The organism is Stratiformator vulcanicus, from assembly GCF_007744515.1.
Lineage (GTDB): Bacteria > Planctomycetota > Planctomycetia > Planctomycetales > Planctomycetaceae > Stratiformator > Stratiformator vulcanicus.
In genome coordinates, this window is record NZ_CP036268.1 from 3,729,283 (window position 1) to 3,755,243 (window position 25,961).

The 25,961-nt window shown below is 58.3% G+C and carries 24 protein-coding genes and 1 other RNA gene; 16 read left to right on the forward strand and 9 right to left on the reverse strand.

The window, feature by feature from the left end:
* Window positions 1-135: 135 nt before the first annotated feature.
* A complete protein-coding gene (locus tag Pan189_RS14730) occupies window positions 136-2,532 on the forward strand; it encodes a hypothetical protein (protein ID WP_145364733.1) in 2,397 nt (798 codons plus the stop codon).
* 139 nt (window positions 2,533-2,671) lie between these two features.
* On the opposite strand, the gene eboE is transcribed toward Pan189_RS14730, so the two are convergent.
* Entirely contained in the window at window positions 2,672-3,850 is a 1,179-nt protein-coding gene (gene eboE, locus Pan189_RS14735) for a metabolite traffic protein EboE (protein ID WP_145364734.1), read from the reverse strand.
* A gap of 208 nt (window positions 3,851-4,058) precedes the next feature.
* Between eboE and Pan189_RS14740 the strand changes: the two genes are divergently transcribed.
* From Pan189_RS14740 to Pan189_RS14765, 6 genes are all read left to right on the forward strand, one after another.
* The gene (locus tag Pan189_RS14740) at window positions 4,059-4,679 is read left to right on the forward strand and encodes an RNA polymerase sigma factor (protein ID WP_310820533.1); all 621 of its coding nucleotides are present in this window, start codon (window positions 4,059-4,061) and stop codon (window positions 4,677-4,679) included.
* A gap of 94 nt (window positions 4,680-4,773) precedes the next feature.
* Complete coding sequence (locus Pan189_RS14745) at window positions 4,774-5,298, forward strand: anti-sigma factor family protein (protein ID WP_145364735.1); 525 nt, start codon at window positions 4,774-4,776, stop codon at window positions 5,296-5,298.
* A complete protein-coding gene (locus tag Pan189_RS14750; protein ID WP_145364736.1) occupies window positions 5,298-6,413 on the forward strand; it encodes a hypothetical protein in 1,116 nt (371 codons plus the stop codon). The genes Pan189_RS14745 and Pan189_RS14750 overlap by 1 nt, the downstream gene beginning before the upstream one ends.
* A gap of 101 nt (window positions 6,414-6,514) precedes the next feature.
* Window positions 6,515-7,711 carry a GIY-YIG nuclease family protein gene (locus tag Pan189_RS14755; RefSeq protein ID WP_145364737.1) on the forward strand — a complete coding sequence of 399 codons (1,197 nt, stop codon included), beginning with the start codon at window positions 6,515-6,517 and terminating at the stop codon, window positions 7,709-7,711.
* Window positions 7,712-7,847: 136 nt separating this feature from the next.
* Complete coding sequence (locus Pan189_RS14760; RefSeq protein WP_145364738.1) at window positions 7,848-8,579, forward strand: LamG domain-containing protein; 732 nt, start codon at window positions 7,848-7,850, stop codon at window positions 8,577-8,579.
* A gap of 304 nt (window positions 8,580-8,883) precedes the next feature.
* Entirely contained in the window at window positions 8,884-9,177 is a 294-nt protein-coding gene (locus Pan189_RS14765) for a hypothetical protein (RefSeq protein ID WP_145364739.1), read from the forward strand.
* Window positions 9,178-9,440: 263 nt separating this feature from the next.
* On the opposite strand, the gene Pan189_RS14770 is transcribed toward Pan189_RS14765, so the two are convergent.
* From Pan189_RS14770 to Pan189_RS14780, 3 genes are all read right to left on the reverse strand, one after another.
* Window positions 9,441-10,217, reverse strand: a complete 777-nt coding sequence (locus Pan189_RS14770) for a hypothetical protein (RefSeq protein WP_145364740.1) — start codon at window positions 10,215-10,217, stop codon at window positions 9,441-9,443.
* A gap of 104 nt (window positions 10,218-10,321) precedes the next feature.
* Window positions 10,322-11,455, reverse strand: a complete 1,134-nt coding sequence (rsgA, locus tag Pan189_RS14775; RefSeq protein ID WP_310820534.1) for a ribosome small subunit-dependent GTPase A — start codon at window positions 11,453-11,455, stop codon at window positions 10,322-10,324.
* Window positions 11,456-11,502: 47 nt separating this feature from the next.
* Window positions 11,503-11,973 (reverse strand): FHA domain-containing protein, encoded by a 471-nt coding sequence (locus Pan189_RS14780; RefSeq protein WP_310820535.1) that lies wholly within the window; start codon window positions 11,971-11,973, stop codon window positions 11,503-11,505.
* Window positions 11,974-12,430: 457 nt separating this feature from the next.
* Between Pan189_RS14780 and rnpB the strand changes: the two genes are divergently transcribed.
* The 8 genes from rnpB to rplU all read left to right on the forward strand — a co-directional run bounded on the left by rnpB (window position 12,431) and on the right by rplU (window position 20,368).
* An RNA gene (gene rnpB, locus Pan189_RS14785) (RNase P RNA component class A) lies at window positions 12,431-12,832 on the forward strand.
* A gap of 305 nt (window positions 12,833-13,137) precedes the next feature.
* A complete protein-coding gene (locus tag Pan189_RS14790; protein WP_145364743.1) occupies window positions 13,138-13,755 on the forward strand; it encodes a hypothetical protein in 618 nt (205 codons plus the stop codon).
* A 263-nt stretch (window positions 13,756-14,018) separates the two neighbouring features.
* Window positions 14,019-14,366, forward strand: coding sequence for a ribosome hibernation-promoting factor, HPF/YfiA family (hpf, locus tag Pan189_RS14795; RefSeq protein ID WP_145364744.1), 348 nt, complete (start codon window positions 14,019-14,021; stop codon window positions 14,364-14,366).
* A 104-nt stretch (window positions 14,367-14,470) separates the two neighbouring features.
* Window positions 14,471-14,944 carry a PTS sugar transporter subunit IIA gene (locus Pan189_RS14800; protein ID WP_145364745.1) on the forward strand — a complete coding sequence of 158 codons (474 nt, stop codon included), beginning with the start codon at window positions 14,471-14,473 and terminating at the stop codon, window positions 14,942-14,944.
* A gap of 237 nt (window positions 14,945-15,181) precedes the next feature.
* Complete coding sequence (locus Pan189_RS14805) at window positions 15,182-15,463, forward strand: HPr family phosphocarrier protein (protein WP_145364746.1); 282 nt, start codon at window positions 15,182-15,184, stop codon at window positions 15,461-15,463.
* 331 nt (window positions 15,464-15,794) lie between these two features.
* Window positions 15,795-17,663 (forward strand): phosphoenolpyruvate--protein phosphotransferase, encoded by a 1,869-nt coding sequence (gene ptsP, locus Pan189_RS14810; RefSeq protein ID WP_310820537.1) that lies wholly within the window; start codon window positions 15,795-15,797, stop codon window positions 17,661-17,663.
* A 603-nt stretch (window positions 17,664-18,266) separates the two neighbouring features.
* Complete coding sequence (locus Pan189_RS14815; protein WP_145364747.1) at window positions 18,267-19,847, forward strand: Rne/Rng family ribonuclease; 1,581 nt, start codon at window positions 18,267-18,269, stop codon at window positions 19,845-19,847.
* A 116-nt stretch (window positions 19,848-19,963) separates the two neighbouring features.
* Window positions 19,964-20,368 (forward strand): 50S ribosomal protein L21, encoded by a 405-nt coding sequence (gene rplU, locus Pan189_RS14820; protein WP_145364748.1) that lies wholly within the window; start codon window positions 19,964-19,966, stop codon window positions 20,366-20,368.
* A gap of 124 nt (window positions 20,369-20,492) precedes the next feature.
* Here the strand turns inward: rplU and Pan189_RS14825 are convergent, their stop codons facing one another.
* Window positions 20,493-20,840 (reverse strand): co-chaperone GroES, encoded by a 348-nt coding sequence (locus tag Pan189_RS14825; RefSeq protein ID WP_310820539.1) that lies wholly within the window; start codon window positions 20,838-20,840, stop codon window positions 20,493-20,495.
* 269 nt (window positions 20,841-21,109) lie between these two features.
* Entirely contained in the window at window positions 21,110-21,904 is a 795-nt protein-coding gene (locus tag Pan189_RS14830; RefSeq protein WP_145364750.1) for an MBL fold metallo-hydrolase, read from the reverse strand.
* Between the two features lie 229 nt (window positions 21,905-22,133).
* Here Pan189_RS14830 and Pan189_RS14835 point away from each other — a divergent pair, with 229 nt between their 5' ends.
* Window positions 22,134-23,324 carry a zinc ribbon domain-containing protein gene (locus Pan189_RS14835; RefSeq protein ID WP_145364751.1) on the forward strand — a complete coding sequence of 397 codons (1,191 nt, stop codon included), beginning with the start codon at window positions 22,134-22,136 and terminating at the stop codon, window positions 23,322-23,324.
* Between the two features lie 53 nt (window positions 23,325-23,377).
* Here the strand turns inward: Pan189_RS14835 and hemW are convergent, their stop codons facing one another.
* The 3 genes from hemW to Pan189_RS14850 are packed head-to-tail and all read right to left on the reverse strand — an operon-like array spanning window position 23,378 to window position 25,912.
* The gene (gene hemW / locus Pan189_RS14840) at window positions 23,378-24,505 is read right to left on the reverse strand and encodes a radical SAM family heme chaperone HemW (RefSeq protein WP_310820540.1); all 1,128 of its coding nucleotides are present in this window, start codon (window positions 24,503-24,505) and stop codon (window positions 23,378-23,380) included.
* Between the two features lie 16 nt (window positions 24,506-24,521).
* Complete coding sequence (locus Pan189_RS14845; protein WP_145364753.1) at window positions 24,522-25,358, reverse strand: phytanoyl-CoA dioxygenase family protein; 837 nt, start codon at window positions 25,356-25,358, stop codon at window positions 24,522-24,524.
* A 47-nt stretch (window positions 25,359-25,405) separates the two neighbouring features.
* Window positions 25,406-25,912: a hypothetical protein gene (locus Pan189_RS14850; protein WP_145364754.1), complete on the reverse strand. Its 507-nt coding sequence runs from the start codon at window positions 25,910-25,912 to the stop codon at window positions 25,406-25,408.
* Window positions 25,913-25,961: the final 49 nt, after the last annotated feature.

Sequence of the window (25,961 nt, forward strand, 5' to 3'; positions counted from 1 at the left end):
GACGAAATGACAAATTCATTGGTTGCTTTGATTCGGCAGCGGCGACCCCATTGAAAAGGGTTCGCAGCGGATGAATTCATAATCTCAAACGCTTTGCCCTCTTTGGGTGAATCACAAACTCGACGGAGTTCGATCGTGCTCGACTTTGGTTTTTCGCGAATTCAGCGGACCTACTTCCAAGAATGCTTGCGGGCCCGATCGCTCTTCTCGCTATTGGCATTGGCGGCCGTACTGGTTTTTGCGTCATCCGGGTGCAACGAACCGACATCAGTCGGCGAAGAAGATTCGACGGTCGAGAACGGTTCGTCTGCACTCAGACCGGGTGCTTCGCTGGTACCTGCCTCCGAGCAACAGGGGTCTCGTCGTGAGACCGTTGCGGGAACCTGGCAGTTTCTCTTTTACAATTCGGGAAGCGGCGAGCAACGAGTCGGGCGCGACATCAGCGGCGGATTTATCACATTTGAGAAAACGGACGACGGATACCGCGCCAAAGACTTCAAATCGAACTCGATTTTCAGCGATGCCGAACTCGTCGACTCAGAAGTCACCGCTGAAACGGTGAAATTGACGTTCAAAAACAACAACACTTTCGAGTTCGATGGTTCGCTGTGGGAAGACGGAGTCATTCGTGGCGGAATGCAGTTCAATTTTCCGATGCACTTCCTCCTGCGGTTGGTGCCGCACAGCGGCGAAATTACCGAGGCAGATTTGAAGCCCATGTCGGTCGGCATGACTGATGGATTCGGCCCGGCGAAGATTGCCTACCGATCGGGCGATCCGGTCGATGCGTTTACGAGTGTGCTCGAGGAATACCCGGGCAGTCCGGCCGGATTTGAAGCGGTCGATGACTTCCTGTCGGACATCTCCGAAGTCAAAGCCGTCGATAGCAACGGAGTGCGGGAAATCGGCGACGCACTGGTCGAGTTCGGCAAGCGATGGTCGCCAGCGACGGCGAACTACGCCCGAGTGACCATAGCAACCAGTCTGATGTCGCAGGGCTACCAACTCGACATCGCCGATGAATTTCTGGCGACTGCCAAAGAAGAATCGTCGCCCGAATTCTGGTCGTACTGGGAAGAGGTGATCGACAGCTATCGGGACTTCGCGATCATTTTGTCGGCCCGGCGCGAAATCAAACAGGCTGCCCGCGCTATCGAGTCCGCTGATGACTCTGAGGACTTGGAAGTGGTCCGAAGCATATATGGCAAGCATCCGTATGACCCGATCGTCATGTACCGAGCGGCCGATGCTGAAACGAAAGCGGAGAATCTCGAGCAAGCCGCGGAGATCCTGGGACAAATGGTGGCTCTGCCCGGTCTCGAATCTTCGATCTTGCAAAGCAGCGTTTCGGACGAACTGAGTTTTATCGCGCCGAAGGGACGACTCGGCGGTATCTGGTCGCGGCTCGACCGTGAAGACGATGCGCTCGATGACTTTCTCGACGAATTGCGCGAGAAGCATTTGTTCTACTTTCTCGATAGCGTCGAGGTGCCCTCACTTAATAGCGACGGACGCACGGTTCTCACTGAAATGTTCACCGGACAGGGTTGCCCGCCATGTGTGGCGGCCGACCTCGCGCTCGACGGTGCCCAGCAGGCCGTACAGGGCGATAAACTGATTTCGTTGCGATATCACCTGCACGTTCCATATCCCGATCCGTTAACGAACCTCGACTCTCAGCAACGCTCTGAATACTACGGCGTTCGCGGGACACCGACCGTCTTTGTGAACGGGGTGCAACCGACCGAACCGCTCGCCGGCGGTTTCACGAATGCTCCCGACTCCTACGAGCGACTGCTCGACGCGATCTCAGCGGAAAATCAGCAGACGGCAAGCGGCATTCAGTTGCAGGCTAATTCTTCCGTCGGCGGTCAAACTCTTCATGTCTCCGCACGTGCGACTGCGGAAAAATCGATCCCTTCGTCAGTCCGATTGCGATGCGTGATCGCCGAGCCGGAGGTCGTATACGCCGGCCAGAACGGAATCGTCGAGCATCGAATGGTCGCTCGACTAATGCCCGGAGGGCCGGACGGCGTGGGCGGTCAGGACAACGCGATCAACTTCGAGACGTCAATCCCGTTGAGCGACATTCCGAAGAACACGAACGAGGCCCTCGACCAGTATGAGCAAGCGGTGACGGCCCGCAGCGAGTTCCAGTTCAAGTTTCTCGTTCGCCCGCTCGAGCTCGATGAACTGCGACTGATCGCCTTCGTACAGGACGACGAAACAAAGGAAGTACTCGCAGCGATCGAAGTGCCAATCACCGGCGAATACGACTTCGCAGCCGTCAGTGAAGAGCACGCGAAAGCGAGCGACGCTGAGGAAAATGCGAACGCCGGCACGGAAGAAAGTGGCCCGGCGCTTCGACCGGCCAATCAAAGTGACTCAACGGAAGACGGCGATGAAGCATCGACGTCAGACTCGCCGCAGGAAGCTGGCTCCGCCGAGGAAGCGACTCCGACTGAGTCCGACCAGACGGACAACTCTGAAGAAACAGGCGAGCCGAGCGAGAGCGGTTCGGACGAAGACTGATTCCCTGGAAGCGATTTCAATACCAGCCAGAGGCGCAAGCTGATGGTCGATCAACCAGCGATTTCCCGACGGCTCGCGCCTCGAGCTTGTATTCCGAACGATCTGCGATCGCTTCTTTTGCTTAACTACGGTGCCACATTCAATCCGCCCGCTGACGGCTCAATTGCTCGCGGACGGCGATGACTTCGCGCGCGATCCCGCTGATGATGGATTGCTCGGCGGCGGGTGCCTCGGCGCGATTCATCACCGGCCACGTGTAGGTTTCGATTTCGAGGTGCGGTGCGTACTCAAGACCATCGATCGCCAGCAGGGCTTCATTGAGTTGAGCCCGCGTCGTCGAAAGGCATCCCAACTCCTGCGCATCGACCGGCACATGAAAGTGAATCCGCCATTCATCCGCTTCGGCGAAATCGGGCGACGGCTCGTGACACAACTGCGAGGTTAGGTCGTCCGTGCGACACACGACCCGTCCCGATTTTGCTCCGAAGGTTTGATGCAGGTACTTCGGCTCGGCGAATGCCGCCAGTTCGTCTCGCGCTTGTTTGTTCGACGGGTCTTCGAGCCGAATAGCGCAACTGAGTTGAACCTTATTAAGACGAATGCCGGCTTCGGCGACGGCACGAATCGACTCGGTAATGTCTTCAAATTCGACCGCTTGGTGGCACACATCGTAGCAGAGCCCGATGTGTTGACGGACGACCGCCTCAGCGTCGCCCGCTGAGTCGAACAACTCTCCGAAGAAGGCGACCGCCTGCGGTGTCGTTTCGAGAACGCAAAACGGTTCTGGCTCGATCGCAAGCCGCACGACCCTTCCGGTTTCGTCGTGTAGTTCGTCCAGGAACTGCGCGGTCTCGATGATTTGTTGTCGACAGGTCGCCATGAAATCCGGCGACGGCTCATTCTCCGAGTAGCCTAGCGGGACCGTCGACACGCTCCCTTCGACTCCCTCCGGCATCAGGTCGGCGAGGAGGCGTGCACAGTCTTTGGTGAATTGCAGTCGCTCGGGGGTTGTCCAATCGGGCTGATAGACATCGTGCTTGACGCGTTCGGCGTGAAAGTCACCGAAGGGGAAAGCATTGAGCGTGTAGCACGAGAGCCCGGCGTCATCAATCACCGGACGCAACGAAGCGGCCGCGGTCTCGTCGTCGAGTAGTTCGGTCGCAACGGGGCGGGCCAACCACAATCCGACTGACAGGTCTCCGCCGACCTCTCGAGAGATTACCGAAGAGTACGTGCGCAGCCCGGCGACGACTTCATCAACCGATCGACCCGGATGGACGTTGGCACAATATGCAAGGGGCAGGGTGCTGATGGACATTCTCGCAGCGGTACCTTGGTGGAATCAGAATCGGTTCAGCACGCCGGCCTCGGACATCCGCGAGGTCGTTGACCGCTCGCGTGGGCGTTTGTTCGGCGCTACAATGGATTGACGGAGAATTCGCAACCTACGCCTTCAGACGTTTGACCGAAACTCTGGGGCCGGGGCGGTGTTCCTTCTCTCGGTGTCAATCTTGTAGGACTGACTTGTGGCTGTGGCGGAAGCGGAATCGACCAAGCCGGCGCGGATCACCGATCCAGACGCGCAGCTGATGATGCGCGTCCGCGACGGCGATGAAGAAGCGTTCGCCCAACTCGTCAGCGCTTATCAGAATCGATTAATCGGAGTCTTTTACCATATCGCGGCAACCCGCGACGAGGCGGAGGATTTGGCGCAAGAAACATTCTTGCGCGTTTACCGAGCCCGCGGAACTTACGAACCGACGGCGAAATTTTCGACATGGCTGTATCGCATCGCGCAAAACCTAGCCAGCAATTCGCGTCGTGGAGCCGGTCGTCGCAAAGAAGTTGCCTATGGCGGAAACGAATCGGGACCGCTCGGGCCTCGTCCTGCGGAAAACGTGGCGACCGAGAAGTCGGCCCTCATGCCCAGTCGCATGCTCGCCAAAGCCGAAGTTCAAGATATCGTCCGCCTTGCGCTCGACGAACTAGGAGAGCGGCAGAAAATGGCGGTGTTGCTGCATAAGTTTGAGGGGATGAGTTACGCCGACATTGCCGAATCGATGGAGATGTCGATCCCTGCTGTGAAATCGCTGCTTTCCCGAGCTCGCGAGAAATTACGTTCCCGATTGGAGGCCTACGTCCGCTAGTGCAAGTCGAATTGATCAGAGGGCGAGGGGTCCGCGGAGCATGATCTCGCGTCCCCAAGCCTGACCGATTTCACGAACCGGATGGTATCGACCGATGCCGAAACTCAGACGCCTCACCAACGAAGACCGAGCCGATCTCACCGCCTACCTCGACGGCGAGTTGGGAGAGGACCGCACGCAGCAAATCGACTCGCTCCTCGCAGAGAACGACATCGCCCGTAAGGAAGTCGCCCGCTTGGAGCAAACGTGGAACCTGCTCGACACGTTGCCTCGCACAACCGCCTCACCGGAGTTCACGTCGCGTACGGTCGCGTCGATCCGAGTGGAGCGCAAGCCGCCGCCGGCAGCACTCGTCAAAGCGGCCGAATATGGTCGACGGGGACTGCTGACCTTAGTCTGGATCGCGTTGATCTCCGCCGGCGCGGCCGCGGGGTATCTTGGCGGCCGGGAATTGGTCCCTTCGCGACATGACGACTTAATTCAAGACTTCGAACTGATCGACCGCATCGATCTTTATGACGACGTCGGTGACCTGCAGTTTCTGCAGACGTTGCACGATTCGGGCACGCTGAGGAATTGGAATGCGAACAACGCCGCGTCCGAAGACGGGAGTCCCTGATGACCGATCTGCCATGCGGCTATCGTCAATCACGCCTGGGCCCTGTCGTTTGCCTTGGCGCGGCACTGATCTTGTTGCTGGGCGGCGATTCTTACGAAGCGGCTCGTAGTCGAATCGAGTCGATGACCAAGGCCGAACGTGCCCGTCTGAAGGTGCGATACGAGAGTTTCCAGCAACTCTCCCAAGCAGAGCAGGCTGAGATTCGAGCGATTCACACAGCCGTCTCACAGAACTCCGCCCTGCTGCAAACGGCCCGCACTTACCGAGAATTTCTCGACGTGCTTCCGACCTATCGTCGCGAAGAACTGCGTCAGGAAACGGACCCTGCGAAGCGGCTGACCCTCATCCGCGAGTCACTGGACGATCTCAACGGGACCGGACAGGACCCCGGCGGTGACGTTGACGACAATCGCCGTCGATTCAATCGGCTCGATACCGATGAACTCAATGCGGTCATGCTGGCGGTCTCGCGGGGCCTCGAATTCACGCCCGACGAGCGAAAAAAGTTCGCCACAATGCCAACCGCCGCCAGAAACGCTTGGATCGTAAGTCGCGCGATCCAGTCGGTCGAGAATCGCAAGCCGTCGGCGTGGGCATGGCTCGCCAAAGACGCCGACACGATCATCGCCGCACTACCGGAAGATCGGCGGTCTCGCTTGGAGTCGGCAACACAGGATGAAGGCCAGATGCGACGGGCGCTTGTTCTCGGCTTCCTGATTTTTGACCCGCTGATGCAGCAGTGGCGCGACTATCTCGAAGGACTCGTCTCGGAAGAGGATTTGGAGAAATACGTGACTGATACGAACGATCTGAAACTGTTGTCCGAACTTATCCGCGATCCCGACAACGTCCGTCGCGAAATGACCGCGGTCTACCTGCGCGAAAATCCCGAAAAAATCGGAATCCCGGCTGACGATCTGACCGTACTCCGCGACGCCGCCCGCTCGATGCGACAGTTTCCCGGAGACCCTCGCCGCGGTGGATTTCGTCGGGGCGACGGCCCGCCCGGCCGGCCCGACTTCCGCTTCGGAAGAGACCGTCGTGACGACGACGATCGGCGCCCGCGCCCCGATCGCCGAGGCCCGCGGGGCGGCGGCTCACCTCCTGAGAACTGAGAATAACTCGGGGGAGTGGTGCCTGAGCGGATGAGCCGTTACCTTGCATCGATCGACCGCATAGGGAGACGGTCGGCGTATCGGTACAGGGACGGAGTCCGATGCATTTCGAATGGGCCCGCGATTCTTTCGACGGCTTCGGTCCGAACCCCTACGCCCCAGGAGGACGTTCGGGGAAGGCGTTTCGCGTTGATGGTGCGTCCGGGGCCACGTTGAAAGCCGGCGTCCGGCGGTCATGTGAGAATCGCCCGGGTGTGTATGGCATGCTCGACCACAACGGTCGGCTCATCTATGTCGGGAAGTCGATCAAGCTACGAACGCGATTGCTCAGCTACTTTCGCCGCAAGGTCGCCCGCGAAAAACCGGGACAGATCGTCCGTGAAAGTCGGTCGATCATCTGGGAAACCGGGCCGAGCGAGTTCGCCTCACTGTTACGCGAGTTGTATCTGATTCGCACGTGGCGACCTCGGTGGAACGTACAGGACCGGCCGCGCAACGTCCCGCCGAGCTACCTGTGTGTCGGACGCGCACCGGCGCCTTATCTCTACGTCGCCCAAGGACCGCCCGACTCGGCCGATGCGACCTACGGGCCGTTTTCGAGTCGCGGCCGGCTTTCTCTCGCAGCCGAAGCGCTCAATGAATACTTCCATTTGCGCGACTGCACGCAGCGTCAGCGGATGACGTTTCGTGACGACCGCGATTTGTTCGACCCGCCTGAAAGCCTGCGTCCCGGATGCCTGCGGTTTGACCTTCAAACCTGTTCGGGCCCCTGCGTCGCGGGCTGCAGCCGACGGGAATATGCGGCTCAAGTGCGTAAGGCGAAACGATTTTTGGATGGAGAGGTCGAGGGCCCCCTCGCAATGTTGGAGCAGGCGATGGACCGCGCTTCGCAGGAGCAACGTTATGAAGCGGCCGTGCGACTCCGAGATCGAATCGACGCGGTCGGTTGGCTGATAGACCGCCTGGCTTACCTCCGCGAGGCACGACGGCGGTACCACTTCGTCTATCCGATCACGAGCGGCAGCGGTCGCGTGCTGTGGTACCTCATCGACCGCGGCTCGGTTGCGGGGACGGTCCCGGCTCCGCGGCGAGGACGGCCCTCGAAATCAGCAGAGGCAGCGCTGCGGTCCTGGTTCGAAGATGGAACGGCCCCTGAAACCAAAGACGCGACCGCCCATCCGACGATCACCATCCTCGGCCGATGGTTCAGGAAGCACCCGCAAGAACTCAAGCGAGCGATCGATTTGGAAAGTGCCTTTTCGCTCGCCGTCGGCGAGACGATGGAGGCCGTCGCCTGAGTACAGCTTCAAGACTGTCGGCTCCGATCGGGCAGCTGATCGCATCGGCGCCTTGCGATTGGTCGGACCAATGGGAAAAATGAATTGATTCCTCAAAGACGCTCCAATGCCTCCCTCCTCCACACCAAATAAGTCAATGAATCTGACCTCGCTGCTTCGAAATGCTTTGCTCGCCGGTTGCCTGCTCGCGGTCGTCCTGCTAACGACCGTCGCTCGCGCGGCCGATCGCGAATTCCCGGCGTTGAAAGACGCGAACAAAGAGCCCGCGGCAACGCTCAACGAATTGCCGCTAAAATTCTTTGCGGACTTCGAAGAGGGCGATGCGGCGAAATTCCAACTCACCGACACGTCGGCTTGGAAAGTCACCAAGCAGGACGGCAACTCGATCTTCGCACTGACGAAGCGCAAGAGCGATTACAATCCGCCGGTGCGTGCCCCATACAACCGTGCCCTCGTGAAGGATCTGGATGCCGGGTCGGTCGTGGTTGACGTTCGGGGTCAATCCACAATGGAGCCTTACAACCACCGCGACCTGTGCCTGTTCTTCAATTACGTCGATGAAAGTCATTTCTACTACGTGCATTTCGGCCAGAAGGCCGACCCGCACGCGAACCAGATTTTCATCGTCAACGACGCACCGCGGAAGATGATCACGACCGACAAGTCGGACGGCACGCCGTGGACCGATGACTGGCATCATCTGCGAGTCGTCCGCGATGCCGAGTCGGGCAAGATAGCGGTTTACTTCGATGACATGGATGAGCCGCACATGCAGGCGTCCGATAAGACCTTCACCAGCGGCACCGTCGGAATCGGATCCTTCGATGACACCGGCCACTTCGACCGCCTCGCCGTCTACGCGGAATAGGCGCTGGTACCGGCATCCGTTGGCGATCACCTGCTTCGCACTGTTAATCGGCGTCCATCTGCTCTTCACGCCGCTGGTTCTAGCGCTCTTAGAGCATTGGGCTCTCGGCACGGATCATGTCGAAGACTTCTGTCGCACGCTGGGGATCCACGGCTTTCTCAGCGCAATTTATCGACCAGTGATTGGGTTCTTGGACCTTTGAAGGCTCTCCATTGGCTCCGAATTCGATCGACCCAGTGAGATCGGGCTAGAGTCAACGAGTAGGAATCGAATTACGCGGTCAATCGGAGCTGCCGAAGTTGCAATGGGACTCCAACCGGTTTCAATTTGGTATCAGCTACTGATCACGACCGGTCGGCAACTTTTGCAAGGAGCCGTGATAGCAGCGCTCGCGATTGTCTATCTCGTCTACACGCCTTACATCGTTGTGCGAACAGAGCACTTGGCATTCGGGACAATGCGAACCGCGGAATGGCTGGTTGAAGCCGGTGTTCCGCCGTGGGTCGGTATTTTCTGGAGGCCCGTTGATGAAGCGATTTTCGGTCGCCCCGATTCGGGCTATCGCGCCGGATACGATGACCCGGTCGACATCACCTGAATCGTTCACATTCTTAGCACCAAGCGTTTTGTAAGTTCGGATTGCTCCAGAGTGGCACGGACATCGTCCGTGTCGCGCAGCGACCAGAGCATTCAGCTCACTGTTTGAAGCTTGTCGGGGCGCTGACCATTATTGAAAGAGTCAGCTGGATACTCTTGCGGCGACGCCGCCCGGACGGTGTCCGGGCCACGCTTCAACTCAAGCACAGTAGGTATCCGCGGGTCTGTTATTTGGTCCCTTGCTCGCGCTGCGGGCTTGTTTGGCTATGTGATTCGGCGGTTCAGCCGGACGCTGCTGAAGAGGTAGTAATAGACGTAACGCGCGATGACAGCGGAGACGGCGAGGCCGATCGGCGCCGCGTAGACCGTCAGCGCATCCTGGCCGATTCGTCTCAGGAAGATCGTCAGTGCTGCGTTGATGGCGACGTCGACCGTCGCAACCGGGACGAGGCACATCACGCGGAAGGCCGAGCGCCCCAGCACGTCGGCGGCGTGTTCCGGGGGAGGGAAGTTGGTTTGTCGATCAATCCAGCGCTGCCGCAATCGATCGCGTTCCTCCGGAATGACTTCGCCCGAAAGCACAGCCCTTGGAGCCCCCACCCCGGTGAGCAGCCGCGGGACGTTGTCGAACCCTCTGACGGCTTCGTAGATGTCGAATTGATGGCCCTCGATCGTTTGCACATGAAGACAGCGAGCCGGTCGCCCGAAGAACGCCCCGATCGATTCGCGCACCGAAGAAATCAGTCGCACGGGAATGACGCGACCGTTCGTCGAAAGCAGTGGCTCGTCCGATTCGGAAACAGAAAAGCGGACCGAGCCGAAATGGAACCGGTGCAGCCACGTCGACCGGATCAGCATCGCGATCAGAATGGAGTAAAGCCCGGCCGCAAGTCCGAGATGGACCATCCGACTCAAATTGCCGTCAACGGCGGGCCACGAGCCGACGAACAGGGCCGTGACGATCAATGACAGCAGGACCGTCGAGATGTATTCCGGTAGGTAGACGCTGTTGTAGCGAAGTCGAATCGAACGATGAGGCACGGCGATCGGCGAGGGTTCGAACCGGGTGAGCGATCTATCTTAGACGGCAACCGCGACCTCGGACAGCAATGCGGGGTCGTGACGGCAATAGTACAGCGATCGACCTATCTTGGCGGAGGATCATCTCCCGAAAGGATGCGGACATAGCTGTCGTATCGCACCTTGGGGATCATCTCTTCGTCGACCGCTCGCTTGACCGCACACTCGGTTTCATGAGTATGCGAGCAATCGGGGAAGCGGCAAGACGGCACGAACGGCCGGAACTCGGCGAAGTAGGCTTCGATTTCGCCCGAAGACACATCCCACAACTCGAACTGCCGCACGCCTGGAGTATCAATCACATCCCCCCCGAACGGCAGCGGCAACAGAACCGCGCGGCGGGTTGTGTGTCGGCCCTTCGACGTCCATCCGCTCACGTGAGACGTTTCGAGGCCGTAGTCGGGATAGACGGCATTAAGCAACGAACTTTTCCCGACGCCGCTCTGGCCGGAGAACACGGTCGTGCGATCGGTTAGCAGCCTTTTGAGCCGATCGATGCCGAACCGGTCGGGGACACTTGTGATCGCGACCGCGTAGGCAAGCCGGGCATAGATGGCGGCGACAGCTCGCAGATCGTCGATCGGGACAAGGTCGGCCTTGTTGATCACGATCAACGGGCGGATCGATTCGCGTTCGCAGGCGGCAACGAAGCGGTCGATCAGGGCCGGTTTCAGCGGCGGCTCATTGGCCGAGGCGATCACCGCAGCCTGATCGACATTCGCGGCGATAATGTGTTCCCGCTCGTTTTGCCGACGCGATAGGGCGGACGAGCGGGGCTCGACGCGTTCGATGACACCTTGCTCATCGTGTTCGTCATTGGCGGGGCGGACGAGAACTCGGTCACCCGTGACGACGACGTTTCGCGTATCTCGTGCGAGAGTGCGAAGTACCCGCCGGACGGTGCATTCGAGTCGGCGTCCGTCGTCGAGATGAACCAGAGAATTCAGTCCGATCGCCGACAACACGCGGCCGGGAACGCAGACCGATTCGTCGACTTCGAGCCGGGCGTCGTCGCCTTCGCCTTCGACGATAATGGTCCGCTTGCGGTTGAGGTCGCCCTTGCCGGAAATCCGCTCGGTGCCGGCAGTAAAGTCGTCGGCAGTCGTCGCGTCGACCTCTCGCGTCAGATCGTTGTTGCGTGCCCGTCGTCCCCGGTTCTTATGAAAGTCGACCCGAACTTTGCGACGCTTCTTACCCACGCGGATTACTCCGAGGGAGAGCAGGCCGGAGGTCGCTTATGGTCGATTCAATCATCGAGCAGCCTGCGTATTTCCTCGTCATCGTCACCCCAGGAACGAGACATCGGATCGCGCTCGCGGGTTCGTTCGGCTGGTCGCCCGGACCGCGAAGGCGAACGCCGTTCGATCCCGGCCCGCTCGATCAGACTGCGTTCCTGATCGTCTTGGGGATCCTGCGGCCGCTCCGAACTCATCGGCTCATACTGAATTTCGTACGTGAACTTCCGGGCGATCGTCAGCGTGTCACCGGGCATCAGCCAGTGTTCGTCGATTCGCTCGCCGTTGACCTTGGTCCCATTCTGACTGTGATTGTCGCGGGCTTTCCAATAACCGTTGATGATCTCCAGAATGCAATGCTCTCCGGAGACCTTCGGATACTCGAGCACGATATCACAGGTCCGCCGTCGCCCGATCGTCAACTCTTGTTTGACGAGCGGGACGGGATCACCGCCGCCGATGGGAATCAGTTCGCCGTGCATGATCGTGTAGAACCTGAGGTTAACTACGTGTGTCAAGCCGTGGGAAACATGGGTCGTGGATCAGTTTCGAAAGAAAGTTTTGCTATTTCCTGGGTGGCCGGGGACGGCGCTTTCGCCGCCCCCGGAACGCGAACTCTCAAATCAGACCGGTTGACGAAGGAGTCGCCGGAGACACGTTCCCTGTGGGCGTCGTAAAAGCGCCGTCCACAGCCACCCTCCCGAGCTTCTGATCCCTGCGAACTGACCCGTTACAGAAACTTGCGTGCCGCCGGAGGGCTCCCCAGACAATCGCGGCTTTGTTCCTTCGATCAGTTTGAAGATAGACGCGGCGAGCGGTGCGGTCAATTCGCGGTGCGAGTTGATCGCGGCCGACCGGAAGGCATTCACGTGGGCACGTTGCCATTGAAATGACGACGGAGTGCCCTCAGACGCGGGAACGTGCTAAATTGCCGATTGCGGAGTGGGCCGAGCGGTCGCGACCGAATTCGCTTCGTGCGAATTTGATCGAGGAAAGTCCGGGCTCCACAGGACAGGGTGGTGGGTAACGCCCACCGTCCGTGAGGACCGGGAAAGTGCCACAGAAAGCAAACCGCCGAACGGCGCGACGCTTCGCAAGAGGTTCGCGCGCGTGGTAAGGGTGAAAGGGTGCGGTAAGAGCGCACCGCGGCGCGGGTGACCGGGCCGGCAAGGTAAACCCCACCCGGAGCAAGACCGAGCAGGGGGGAAGGGGGCTTCGGCCCGCTGCGGGTTTGTTCGGCCCGTCACTACCCCCGGGTAGGTTGCTGGAGGCGGCGGGCAACCGTCGTCCGAGAGAAATGACCGCTCTCGACAGAACCCGGCTTACAGGCCCACTCCGCATTTTTTCCGCATCGGTCGAAACCATCTGCAATTTACGGCACGACCGCCGGATCGCCGGGCGACGTGTTCGAGGTCATTTCGCACGCTTTTCGTCCCGAAATGTGAGTGCGCATTCTCCGGCAATTCGCGCGCGGCGGATTCACCGGACCATTCGGTCCTGTCGAAACAAGAACCAAACGGGGGACCTCCGATTTCTGATCACGTTTTCCGGTCGGACTTCCGATTAAAACCGATGCAGTCGTTGCCTTCGGCAGCATCGGAAACCCCTTCGGAATGCTGTCAGGTCAGAGTCGTCTAGTCGTTGAAATGACCGACCCGCTTGTGAATGAGATGAACCTTCCCTATCGCTCGACTCCCGGAGTCCTGTTTCTGTGCGCAGCTGCGGCGTTTGTCGTAGTGCTGCCCGGTTGCGGGGCGGTCCGCGCGGTTTTGGCCCGTCACTCCGATCGTGGCTTTGAGTCACCGGCAGCGGATCAGACGTTTTTCGTCGACTCCGACATTCACGCCGAGCATCAACCGATTCAGACGGCTTTGGCGACCTCCGAATACGCTGGGGAATCCGCTCTGCCCTCGTTCAACTCCGATCACTCAACGGTCGCGAGCTTTGAGGTCGTCACCAAAACCGAAGACGCTGCATCGCCTGCTTACGACTGGAGCAATTGGCTGCGGCGAATCACGCACTCATCGGGATCCGATGAGGCGGTGCCCAAGAAGTCGATCCCACTGCCCCGAACCGACGGATCGTCGAATGGGATCGGCGGTTTGGGCGGCGGATTATCTAGTTTCCGCTCGCTCTTTTCGACCGAAGACGTCGAGTCTTCCACGCCGCCGGAGTTCACCGAGGGAAACGATTCCAACGAGTCGAGTTCGAGCTTCATCGATGCGAGTAGTAACGCCGAGAGCGAAGAGTTCGGCAAATTTTGAGCCTCCGGTCGCCGGCTGAGCAGCAACACCGGGCTGAGACGCTGCGATAATTTCGTGGCCGAAGACCGTTCGGTAACGAGACTTCAGCACCCCATTCTCGCCGGACGAAACTCGACGCTCGCATCTCGATTGTGCGACACCAAGAGGCCAGCCGAAACTTCGCAACGTCGTAGGTTGATTGCAAACGCCCGTGGGCCGACTACAATCGCCGATCCGATGGAAACCGGCCGGATCGACGCGAGAAATTTGCTGGAGCAACCAGGGTGCAAATCGAAGTTGCCGTTCGTCACGGAAGCCTTCGTGATGAGATCCGTGATCTCATTGTGCGAAAGTCTGAAAAACTAGTCACCTACTTCGAACGGGTCACCGCGATCAACGTGACCGTGGAGTTCGCTGGCGAGCGGGTGAAAACCGAACTGCTCGTCGACGCCGAACACAAACACGATTTCGTCGCATCGACTGAGGGCGACGAAATTGTGTCGACCTTCGAAGCGACGCTGCACAAAATGGAGCAGCAGATCAGGCGATACAAAGACAAGATTCAGGATCATCGGCGCGATAAACCGACCAGCGAAGTCGTCACGGACGGCATTGACGACAGTGAAGAATAGTCGGAATCTTAACTTCAATTACTAACGCGATTGACCGGGCGTCGCGGCACGGTTGATCGTTAGGCAGGTCGACCAGAACCTGTTCGACGGGAGATATTGCGACGATGAATTTGAACGATTTTGTGATCTCCGAGGCGATTCTCCCTGATCTGAGCGTCAGCTCGAAAGAGGATGCGATTCGCGCCATGGTCGGATCACTTCGCGAGTGCGACGCGATTCAAGCCGACGATGAAGACAGTATCGTTTCGGCGATCATGAAGCGGGAAGAACTCGGGTCGACCGGCATCGGCAACGGTGTGGCGGTTCCTCACACAAAGCATCCGTCGGTCGATCGCCTGATCGCAACCGTCGCGTTGGCCCATGACGGTGTTGATTTCGCCAGCCTCGACGGCGGCGACGTTTACATTCTGTTTTTGCTCGTCTCGCCGCCCGATAAACCGGGCGACCACCTCCGCGGGCTCGAGAACATCTCGCGGCACTTGCGAAGCCAGAACTTCTGCAACTTTCTAAAGCAAGCAAAGACCCGCGAAGATGTGGTCGATTTGCTCCGGGAAGCCGACGAAGATCAGTTGAACTGATTTTCGGCGGATCGTCCACCCTCGTGTGAAGTCGTCAGCACCACGAAAATGCAGGTGACCGACCTCGCAACCGGATCGGGTCGGCCCTTATCTGATTGCCCCCGCGGGTTGCTCTCGGATATTCTGCAATAGTGCTCACGACTTGCTGCCGGGGCAGGCTCTGCCCCGTGACTACAAATTTCGCCGTCAGCCCGGCGGAGTTATTTGCTCTCGATTCAACATCCGTCGAATTCGACCATGTCGTGCCCGACTCCGGAATTTTGCACCACGGTCGTCATCGAGAACGATGAAGGATTTCATCTGCGCCCGATTTCGATCGTGGCAAAAATTGCCTACCGGTATCCCTGCGAAATTTTGATCGGTCGTCCCGGGCACCTCGTCAACGCTCGGCAGTCGCTGGAGATGATGGGGTTGGGAATCGAAAGCGGCGAGACGGTCGAGATTCTCACGCGCGGCGATCAGGCCGAACAGGCCCTGAATGAAGTTCGCGAGCAATTCCTGAATCGGTTTCCCAACTGAAGTCATTTCCTGCGATCTACGGCGGCGACCAGACGCGTGGGGCCTGCGGATCCGAATTGATTTGCCGACCGAGTCCGCTACTCGCTCATGGCATTCGCATTTGCCCAGAGATCGAAGGACTCGGCGATCGCGGCTCAGGTTGTCTCATTGCCCACGCTTTAAGCATCGGGCCAGAAATAAAGTGACCCGCATTGATTAGTCGCCAAATCGATTGGAGCGGAGCGTCATCCCCGACTAAACCAGCCCTATTGGTCCGCGGCGACCGAACGCGCTACTGGCAGGATCACATCCGGGCGCTGAGAGTGCGAAATCACCTGAATCCTGTTATCCTGTGGGGAAAGGGCATGATGATTGCACGACCACCTCTCATGGGAACATCGATCTCGTCGAAGCCGCCGTCGGCTCCGTCGGTTCGACAAACCTGTTTGAGAAAACTGATCACTCAACGATGTTGATTAAACGGGGAATCGCCGTTTCGCCGGGCACTGCCATCGGGCAGGTGCTCGTGCTTGGTACCGAGACGTTTCGCATCCCGTCGCAGTTCGTCAGTGTCGACGCGGTCGATACGGAAATCGCTCGCTTTCACAGCGCCGTCGATGCGGTCTGTCGCGAAATCGGCGAGAACGAGCAGATCGCATCCGACCATCTCGGCAAGCAATACGGCGCCATCTTTGCGGCGCACCAGCAACTCATTCGCGACCCCGATCTGATCGAAAAGATCGAGTTCCTCATTCGCGATAATTGCTACGCCCCCGAGTTTGCCGTCTCGAAAGCCATCCGGCACTACGCGCGGATGTTTCAAAGTCTCGGCAATCGTTACATGGCCGAGCGTGTCAGCGACCTGTTCGACCTCGAAAAACGCATGCTGCGGCAATTGCTGGGGCAAAGTCGCGAAGAGTTAGCGAATCTGTCGCACCCGGTGATCATCCTCGCCAAGAACCTCACGCCCAGTGAAACGGCCGCTCTCGACAAACGACTGGTCCTCGGCTTCGCGACTGAGGCGGGCGGGCGAACGAGCCACACGGCAATTCTGGCCGGTGCGCTGGAGATTCCGGCAGTGGTCGGCATCGGCCGATTTATGGCAGACGTTGCCGGCGGCGAGACCGTCATCATTGATGGCGACTCCGGCGAAATCATCATCGATCCGTCGGAAGAGACACTCAAGGACTATCGGCGGCGGTTTCGCGAGCAACAAACCGAAGCAGCCCGACAGGAGACGTTCGCCGACGTCGAGCCAATTACAAAGGACAATGTGCGGGTCTCCGTCATGGGCAACATCGAGTTTCCGACGGAGGTCGAGCATTGCGTCAGTCGGGGTGCCGACGGAATCGGGCTCTATCGAACCGAATTTCTATACTTGCAAACCGACGTCGAGCCGGACGAGCAGACGCACCTCGATGCGTATCGAGCCGTGTTGCGTGAAGCCGGCGGCCAGCCGGTCATCATCAGAACGCTCGACCTCGGAGTCGACAAGGTGCCGCCGTCGTTGACGCGAGGTTACCCGGAACAGGCGGCCGAGACGCATTCGGCACTGGGGCTGCGGAGCATTCGATTGAGCCTGCAGCACCTGCCGCTGTTCAAGACCCAGTTGCGGGCGTTGCTCAGAGCTTCGGTCGACGGTGACGTCCGGATTATGTTCCCGCTGATTTCGACGCTGATGGAGTTCCGCAAAGCGCGGATGATCTTCGCCGACGTCATGGAAGATCTGGAGGAAGAGGGCGTAGACTTCCGCCGGGACATCCCTTTGGGCATGATGGTCGAAACTCCTTCAGCCGCTTTGCTGGCCGAAGAGTTTGCCAGAGAAGTCGACTTCTTCTCGATCGGCACGAACGATCTGATCCAGTACACGCTGGCAGTCGACAGGGCCGAAACCTTGGTTTCATCGCTATACACGTCAGGGGACCCCGCGGTGCTGAGGTTGATTGACCGCATAATCAAAGCCGCCGTTGCCGCCGATATCCCCGTATCGGTGTGCGGGCAAATGGCCTCCGACCCCGATTACGTGCCGCTGTTAATCGGCATGGGGTTGCGGCAGGTCAGCGTGACCCCGCACGCGATCGGCCAAGTGAAAGCAGCCATCCGTCGAGTTTCGGTTGAACAGGCCGAAGCCATCGCGACCCATGTATTGAGTTTGGAAACGGCTCGCGATGTCGAAAGTTATCTGCGCAACGTGCGTCGTCGGCAGGAGTCTGCCGCATGACCTACGCTGTGAATCAATTCGATCTGCATCACGATACCCGCGAGTTCGGCGTTGCCGATCAAGTTTCCGAACAGTCGCAACCAGATACAGCTTTATTGCCGATCAACCTATCGCCACCGAATGAACCAGGCGGCGAAACGGCATCGGCCCAAACAGTCAATTTGTTGAAACAGGATCGACCCGATTGCGGCGATCCCGACCTGTCGGCGAATGTTGTCGATGGCGTCATCCAATCACACGTCGAGTTCCTCGACACGAACAGCCTGCTCCCCGAGAGTCCCGCGGGTGGCTTGTCAGATTCGACCGGTCACGCTTCTGAAGCAATACCGGAGACTGTCACAGCTATCCCCACTCGATCGATGGTCTCGATTCGCTCTTCTCTTCCCTCTCGTCGATCCGTAAGTAACCGATCAATTGACGGTGCGGACATACGATCGCTTCGCTCAAATGAGCCGCATCGTCACGACGTGAGCGAGTTCAAAGCGATCGAGCGGAGGGCGAACGAATATCGTCGCCAAGCCGATGTCATCGGCATTGATCAACTGCTCCCGGGAAACAGGCCAATTTCGTGTCCGGACCGATCAACCGATCGAAGGACACCTGATGAAAAAAGAAATGCTGGTCAACGTTCTCCAGCCCGAAGAGTGCCGCATCGCGGTTCTCGAAGACGGCACTCTGGAAGAACTGTACTTGGAACGCAGCAGCCTCGAGAACTTCTCGGGCAACATCTACAAAGGCCGGATCGTCAACATTGAGCCGAGCATTCAGGCCGCGTTTGTTGACTTCGGCGTCGGACGCAACGGCTTTCTGCACGTCAGCGACGTCGAATACCAGTACTACAAGCACCTCAGCCCCGACGAAGATTCTTCGGGCAGTAATGGTCGCGGACGTGGTCGCAAGGATGATCGCCGAAACCGCGACAAGCCGCCGATCCAGGAAATCTTCAAGCGCGGCAGCGAAGTCCTCGTGCAGGTCATCAAAGAGGGCATCGGCAATAAGGGGCCGACGCTCTCGACCTACATCAGCATTCCGGGTCGCTACCTGGTGCTGATGCCCGGATTGGGGCGTGTCGGCGTGAGCCGTAAAATCGAAGACGACGACGAGCGGCGGAAACTCCGCTCGATGCTCAATCGCCTCGACCCACCCGATGGCCTTGGATTCATCATTCGAACCGCCGGTCTCGACCGCACCGACAAAGACCTGAAGCGGGATCTGAACTACTTGATCCGGCTTTGGAAAACCATTTTCAAGCGGCTCAAAGAGAGTAACGGCCCCGGCGGAATCTACGAAGAATCAGATATGATTCTGCGGACGATCCGTGACATCTTCAATTCCGAGATCGATGCCATCTACATCGACGAGGAAGCGGCCTACGAGCGGGCCCGCGAATTTATGAAGGTCGTCATGCCGAAGTCGGTCAGCCGAATTCATTACTACGACAGCGCCGAGCCGTTATTCGAGAAGTACAACGTCGAAGAAGAGATCGCGAAAATCCAATCGCGTCAGGTGCCCCTCAAAGGGGGCGGCTCGATTGTCATCGATCAAACTGAAGCCCTCGTGGCGATCGACGTCAACAGCGGCAGCACCCGAGCCGACGACGATGCCGAAGCGAATGCCTACCAAGTCAACCTGCGTGCGGCCGAAGAGATCGCCCGGCAGTTGCGATTGCGTGACCTCGGCGGAGTGATCGTCAACGACTTCATCGACATGCGGGAAGAGAAGCATCGCCGCGGGATCGAAAACGCCCTTCGCGATGCGATCGTTCGCGACCGCGCCCGCACCAAGATCAACCGCATCAGCATGTTCGGATTGATCGAGATGACTCGGCAGCGCATCCGCCCTTCGTTGCGACGCAGCGTTTACGAAGATTGCCCCTGCTGCCGGGGAACCGGCTACGTCAAGACTGCAGAAAGCATGGCGATCGAGGTCATCCGGATGCTGCTGAACGTCTCACGCGGCTCAGACGTATCCCGCGTCACGATCGAAATTCACGACCGGGTTGCTCATTACGTCTACAACAAGAAACGCCGAGAGCTGACAGAAGTCGAAGAACAACAAGAGGTTACGGTCTTGATCACTTCCCGCGGAGATGTCGGACCCGAGCACATGGTCGTCAAGTGTGAAGACGACAACGGACGGGAACTGAAACTTCTCACTGCGAATGCCTCGCAGTCCGGAGTTTGACGGATTATACTCCCCGACCCGCCGAAATCGGTCTTATGGCCGATGGGATGCTTATTCGGAGACTTCGCTCCGAACATATTCTAATTGAATCTCCTACCGCAGCAGTCGATCGAGTTATGTTCGCGATTATCGAAGACGGAAGTCGTCAATACCGTGTGGAGCCGGGTCGCCGGTTTTCGATCGATTACCGCGACGGTTCCGAAGAAGGCGGCACGATCACCTTCGACAAGGTCATGCTCGCCAATGGCGGAGCGGCCAGCGTCATCGGACAGCCGTTGATCGAAGGAGCGACGGTCGTCGGCGAGATCGTTCGTCCGGAAGAGAAGGGCGAGAAGCTCGAGATTCAAAAATTGCGTCGCCGAAAGAACTCTCGGCGTCACACCGGCCACCGGCAAAAGTACACGTTGGTCTCGATCTCGGAAATCAACGTGCCGGGGCTTGAAGTCGTGGAGCCGGACGACGAAGAACAGGCTCCAGAACCTTCCGCGACGGCAACCGAAGAAGCGGACGCCGAAGAGTAGATCCGCGGTCTTCGCTTCCTGACTTTGCTACCAGTCTCGGCGATCAAGCGCACGACGCCTGTAAAGCGACAAGAGACGACTCTGTCATCCGGCTCAATGACCGGGACAGTTCGATCCGTCAGATTCACTCTTCGTCGGTATCGGCATTGTCGTCAGGGGTTTCCATCGCCTCCTGTTGTGACGGCGTCCGCCGGAAGACGGCGCACACATCGTCGATCGGCACGACGAACAGCACGTTGTCCGGCTCAAGATCGACCGGAATCGCCCGCTTTGGATTGAACAGCACCTTGTCGTACTTCCGCACGGGGAAATCTTCATCCCGGTGGATCTGAGCGCTGATTTCAACGACCCGGCCGGTGATCGTCGGTATCTCGGCGTCATCGGGTAGGACGATCCCGCCGCGCGTTTGCTGGCGACTCTCGTCTTTGCGGATCAGAATCCGCATCCCGAGCGGTTCCACAAAATCATCCAACGGCAGACCTCCACTCCACAACAAATGACAAGAAGTGCTTTCCCGCCTCAGCATTATGCACAGGGGGAAGCATTACGAGCTTTCAACGTCCCCGTCCGGGTTCGCGTCGCGAACCACTGCAATGCCGGTTCCCATCGTACGCGACCGGTCAACCGCCGACGAGACTGTCGCCGACAAATGCCGTTTGAACCGAAGATTAACGCGGCAATCAGTTGAAGCCGTCGCCGCCGTGTGTCCGCGATAGTCACCGCGACCACTGAAGTTCTAGCCTACTTGTTCGGTGCGGCTGTGAATCCTTCGAGCAGTTCCTCGTCCCATTCTTCCAGCAGCGGCCAATCGATCGCGCAAGTGCCGAAGTCGGAGAGGTGCAGGTAGCCCTCGAGCCGCTTGATCGCTTGGTCGAGCAGAGCCGGATCGTTGCGAAAAATCGGCCCGTGACTCGGCAGGAGCCATTGAATGTCGCTGTCGCGAATTCGTTTGAGCGAGGTGATGAAGTCGGGAATGTCGGAGCCGTGATGCGCGTCGATATTTCCGACGCCCCCATCACGGTAGATGTTATCGCCGCTGAACAGCAAATCTCCCATGCGGAACGAGAGCTGGCTGTCGGTGTGACCGGGCGTATGCCAGACATCCAATGACAACGAGCCGAGTTCGACGGCATCGCCTTCGCCAATTGTTTCGTCGAACTTAATCTTCGGCATGTCGATCGAAAGCTCCTGAGCGGGGATCTCCGCATAGGAGGTGATGCGATCGCCTTCGGCGAGTACCCGACCGGCGCTTTCGTGCCCGATCACCGCGGCCTGCGGCATCAGTTCCTTGAGCCGCGCCAAACCTTGGATGTGATCGACATCCGCGTGGGTGGCGATCAGGTATTTGCAATTGGAGAGAGCAAAGTCCATCCGCCGGATCAGGTCGATGATCTCCGGCACCGTATCTTCGAATCCGATGTCGATTAGCATCCAATCGGGGCCGTCGAAAATCAGATAGACGCAGCATCCTAATCGTCGCCGCGCCTGATAATTCATCTCAATTACTTGAGGAAAGACTTCCAATCGGTCGAGCATCGAGCAAACTTTGTAAAACGTCACTGGGGATGGCGAGCGGACTCGCCTGCCTGGCCGCCAGATTTTAGCGCGGGCTGACGACCGCCACAACCTGCGCAGTTCCGATCCGTTCGTCTCGCTCCGGTTGCGTCAGCCGCGCGAAGGCGAAAAAATCAATTCTGAGAGCCGATTTCCGCCGCCGGCGCTTCGCCGGGACTCCCTGAATGCCGCTGGAGAGATCTCGCGACTTATGACGATTGAGTTTGACTGTCCCAACTGCGGCGTCGCAATCCGGGTCGACGATTCGGCCGCGGGAAAAAAGGGCAGTTGCCCCAAGTGCCGCATGAAGCTGAGGGTCCCGGCGATCGCCCCCGCCGATGAACCGCCCGAGCCTGATCCGCCGACCGCGCCCCCTGCGGCAGTTCCGGATCAGCCGGTCGCAGCCGCGCCCGAAGCTCCGCCCGAGCAGATCGCATCACCCCCGGTGCCACCGACAGAGACTCCCGCATTCAACCCGGCAGAATTTCTGACAGTGGAGGAAGAATCCGTCACAGGCCGAACGACAAAGCACCGGCGGAAGCGTGGCCGAGGTCGGTCATCGGGACTGATTTTCAGCACGGTCGTCGCGGTCGTTTGCGGCTTGATGATCGCGGTCGTCGTCTATCGGTATGCTGTCGACACCGGGCCACGGCTGACCGGCGAAGCCGTGGCCGCACCATCGGCTCGCGCGGCATTGCCACCGAAGTCGATCGTGCCTCCGGCGGCGGGCCTACCTGAAGAATCGGTCGCGTTGGTCATGCAAGCGCTTCAGCCGCCCGGCGTTCCGTTTAAGAGTCGGCTGATGGAATTGCGATTCGTCGCCGCGGAGAACGCGATTCTGGTTTCAGTGGCCGAGTCGAGCGCAACGACGCTGTTCGCGGTTCCGCTCGGACAGGAGTCGAAAGTGGCGGCAATCGTCCGCCTCAATCGCCAGCAAGTCGCCGCCTTGAAATATAAAGAACGTCGGGATGAGGTCCTGCAGTTCTTTCGCGTCTTCAGCAATACACTGCGCAACGGAGAAGCCATCGTGCCCGACGATCAGGGCTTTCGCGATACCGTGGGTCTCAATGCACTGACCGGTGTGCTCGGGTATTCGGTCGAAGCGGTGGCCGAAGGCCGCGTTTATCGCTGCGTCTATGAGGACGAGTCCGGCCGAATTTATTTTGCATTGCCGGAATTGACGACCGAGTTTCAAATCCGCGGCCGCGTTCTTCCGGACGGTTCGACACCGATTCCACTCGACTATCAAGTGACGGTCGCCGAGCAATCCCTTGAACCGCCGCGCGTACCCGAGCGATCAGAATTAATCGATTCCGAAGCCGGCGACGTTTCGGAGGCGGGGTCTGTATTCGGCGAGGCAGAGGATGCCGCTTCGCCAGCCATGCCCCAAGTCATCGATTGATCCGGCTTCACTGTGAACACGCTGCACCTTGTTAAGCGGCGTCTGCTCGTTTGCTAAAGCAGATCGGAGACGACCGAGTCCGCCACGAAGCGCCCGGCATTGGTCAGACGGATGCGGGAACCGCGTTGTTCGAGCAACTGCTCGCGAAGCTGATGCTGAAGCGTCGCTCCTCCCAGTTCAATCAGATCGAAGCCGGTTCTTCCGCGAAATTCGTCGAGGTCCAGGCCGTCGACCATGCGCAAACCCAGCATGATTAATTCGCGGGCCGCCTGCTCAGGTTTTAAGCGTTCCTCTTCAGCGACCGGCGAGTGCCCTGACTCCATTCGCTTCAACCACGTAAAAACGCTGCGATGGTTCGAGCGGCGAACCCCATCAATATAGCTCGCCGCTCCCGGCCCAAAAGCCAGGTAAGGCTTTGCATTCCAATATCCGAGATTGTGTCGGCATTCGAATCCCGGCTGAGCGAAGTTCGAGATTTCATAATGCCGATATCCCGCTTCAGTCAGTTGACCGATCGCGTGGGCATACATCTCGCGCTCTAATTCTTCGGGCACCGGCGAGAGCGTGCCTTTCGCCCGCCGCGTCCAAAAGCTGGTCCCTTTTTCGAATGTAAGGCCGTAGGTGGAGAGGTGCCGCGGTCGCAATTGCACCGCTTCGTCGAGGGTCGACTTCCAATCAGTCAGTGTCTGTCCCGGCACTCCAAAAATCAGATCGAGAGCGACATTCGGGATCGATTCGCGAATCGCAGCGGTGACTTCGCGGACGATGCCGCCGTCGTGATCACGTTCTAATATTGAAAGCTCGCTCGAGTTAAATGATTGAACACCCAAGCTAATACGATTAATGCCCGACCCGGCCAGCGACGTCAATTTGTCTGCGTCGAGCAAGTCGCGGGGATTGGCTTCAATGCTCCACTCATACCCGGGAGCAAGCGAAAAGCGGGACCGGAGGACACCGATCAACTCACACAGTCGCTCGTTCGGCAAGTGCGTCGGAGTTCCCCCGCCCAAAAACATTGTATCGACTTCAATCGGCTTATCGATCGACTGCAACTCTCGCTTTAAGGCTGAGAGATAGTCGCCAATAAGATCATCGCGACCGGCAACGAGTGTGAAGTCACAATATCCGCAGCGGTGCCGGCAGAACGGAACGTGAATATAGACCGAACGCGGCAATGACACGCTCAATGAGACCGGCCTATTCTGCATCGGGCCGCGGCGGATTTTTCCAATGTCCGCTCGGATCGGAACCCGAGACGATCACGCCCTTTTCATTCCAGTCCATTCCGGCGCGGACATCAGCTGCCGCGTATCGCAGCGTCAACGCGCATCGCCGGCGATCCGATTCGTTCGCTTCCGATCCGTGAAGAAGCAAGTCGGAATGAATGGAACACTCGCCGGCCAATAGGGGATCATCGACCGGCGTCCCATATTGTTCGGGATGATCAATCGTCTGATTGAGGACGTTTTGCTCATGCGAGCCGCTGGGGCGAAAGGTCATGTGGCCATAATGATGACTTCCGGCAATAAATCGCATATTCGCATTCCCGGCGTCGGCATCATCAATCGCGAGCCAGACCGTCACCGCCTTCGATGGTGACAGCGGCCAGTAGCTGGCGTCCTGGTGCCACGCCACGCTCTTGCCATCATGCGGCATCTTACAAAAGAAATGCGACCCCCACCCCACGACATCGTCGCCCAGCAGGTCTTTCACGAGTGCGACGATCTCCGGCTTCTTTAAAATGTCATAGACGCGGCCATGCTTTAAATGCGCGGTGCTAATCGAATAACTATCCTTTCCCTCCGCAAGATATTTCTGAAGCAATTCGTCGAAATAGGATCGAATCTCAGAAATTTCATTTTCGCCGAAGACCCGAAAAGGACGCAGATAACCCTCGCGGTTGAACCGCTCGATTTGATCTTCGGAAAGTACCGTTGGATCATCATTTCTGATTTTGTGAAATCGCAAGTCGCGTTCCATTGTCGCGAGCGCGTCACCGTCGGGAACTGCTTTGAATTCTTTGTCCGATGCCATCGCGAAGTCGCCTTTCCTCGCTCGTATTAATTTCGAAAAAACTGATTTTATTCGCCATTGCTGTCATCGCCACTGTCGTCACTGGCACCCAGATAGTCGCTGAGAATCTCATTCGGTGGAGGAGCAAACCAGTGCTTCGGCGTCCCTTCCTTGAGTTTCACGACATCGTGCGTGATGCCACCCTCGACTGTTTCCTGACGTAATTGATCCACATCGACATCGAAGTCATATTCGACGAGCTTGAGCATTGCGGAAAACGGGTACTTATACCGTGCATCTTTGTTCTTACGAAGAATATCATGGTACTTCGCCAACGGTCGAAAATCCTCTGGCAACTCATCGCCGTTGTTCTGCATGTAAAAGACAAGTAATTCGGCCGACCAAGCCATCGCGTAATCCTGACGCATGATCGTTGTGGCGCGACCTGCCAACCAAACCAAACCAATGCAGATCGCAACGAACACGAGAATCGCCACGAGCCAGCGTCCGCCGGACCGTTTCTTATTCGGCGATTCTTTATTTTCTAAGCTTTGATCAGATGAAGTCGTCGACATCGTCTCGATTATTCTTTCCGAGAGTATTTAAATTATCCAACAATAAGTG

Excerpts from the sequence above, each read along its gene's own strand:
- Pan189_RS14805 (WP_145364746.1), top strand. The coding sequence starts at position 15,182 with ATGTCGTGCCCGACTCCGGAATTTTGCACCACGGTCGTCATCGAGAAC.
- Pan189_RS14745 (WP_145364735.1), top strand. The coding sequence starts at position 4,774 with ATGCCGAAACTCAGACGCCTCACCAACGAAGACCGAGCCGATCTCACC.
- Pan189_RS14765 (WP_145364739.1), top strand. The coding sequence starts at position 8,884 with ATGGGACTCCAACCGGTTTCAATTTGGTATCAGCTACTGATCACGACC.
- Pan189_RS14800 (WP_145364745.1), top strand. The coding sequence starts at position 14,471 with ATGAATTTGAACGATTTTGTGATCTCCGAGGCGATTCTCCCTGATCTG.
- Pan189_RS14790 (WP_145364743.1), top strand. The coding sequence starts at position 13,138 with ATGACCGACCCGCTTGTGAATGAGATGAACCTTCCCTATCGCTCGACT.
- eboE (WP_145364734.1), bottom strand. The coding sequence starts at position 3,850 with ATGTCCATCAGCACCCTGCCCCTTGCATATTGTGCCAACGTCCATCCG.
- Pan189_RS14830 (WP_145364750.1), bottom strand. The coding sequence starts at position 21,904 with ATGCTCGACCGATTGGAAGTCTTTCCTCAAGTAATTGAGATGAATTAT.
- Pan189_RS14815 (WP_145364747.1), top strand. The coding sequence starts at position 18,267 with ATGAAAAAAGAAATGCTGGTCAACGTTCTCCAGCCCGAAGAGTGCCGC.
- Pan189_RS14845 (WP_145364753.1), bottom strand. The coding sequence starts at position 25,358 with ATGGCATCGGACAAAGAATTCAAAGCAGTTCCCGACGGTGACGCGCTC.
- Pan189_RS14780 (WP_310820535.1), bottom strand. The coding sequence starts at position 11,973 with ATGCACGGCGAACTGATTCCCATCGGCGGCGGTGATCCCGTCCCGCTC.
- Pan189_RS14760 (WP_145364738.1), top strand. The coding sequence starts at position 7,848 with ATGAATCTGACCTCGCTGCTTCGAAATGCTTTGCTCGCCGGTTGCCTG.
- Pan189_RS14835 (WP_145364751.1), top strand. The coding sequence starts at position 22,134 with ATGACGATTGAGTTTGACTGTCCCAACTGCGGCGTCGCAATCCGGGTC.
- Pan189_RS14850 (WP_145364754.1), bottom strand. The coding sequence starts at position 25,912 with ATGTCGACGACTTCATCTGATCAAAGCTTAGAAAATAAAGAATCGCCG.
- Pan189_RS14750 (WP_145364736.1), top strand. The coding sequence starts at position 5,298 with ATGACCGATCTGCCATGCGGCTATCGTCAATCACGCCTGGGCCCTGTC.
- rplU (WP_145364748.1), top strand. The coding sequence starts at position 19,964 with ATGTTCGCGATTATCGAAGACGGAAGTCGTCAATACCGTGTGGAGCCG.
- Pan189_RS14755 (WP_145364737.1), top strand. The coding sequence starts at position 6,515 with ATGCATTTCGAATGGGCCCGCGATTCTTTCGACGGCTTCGGTCCGAAC.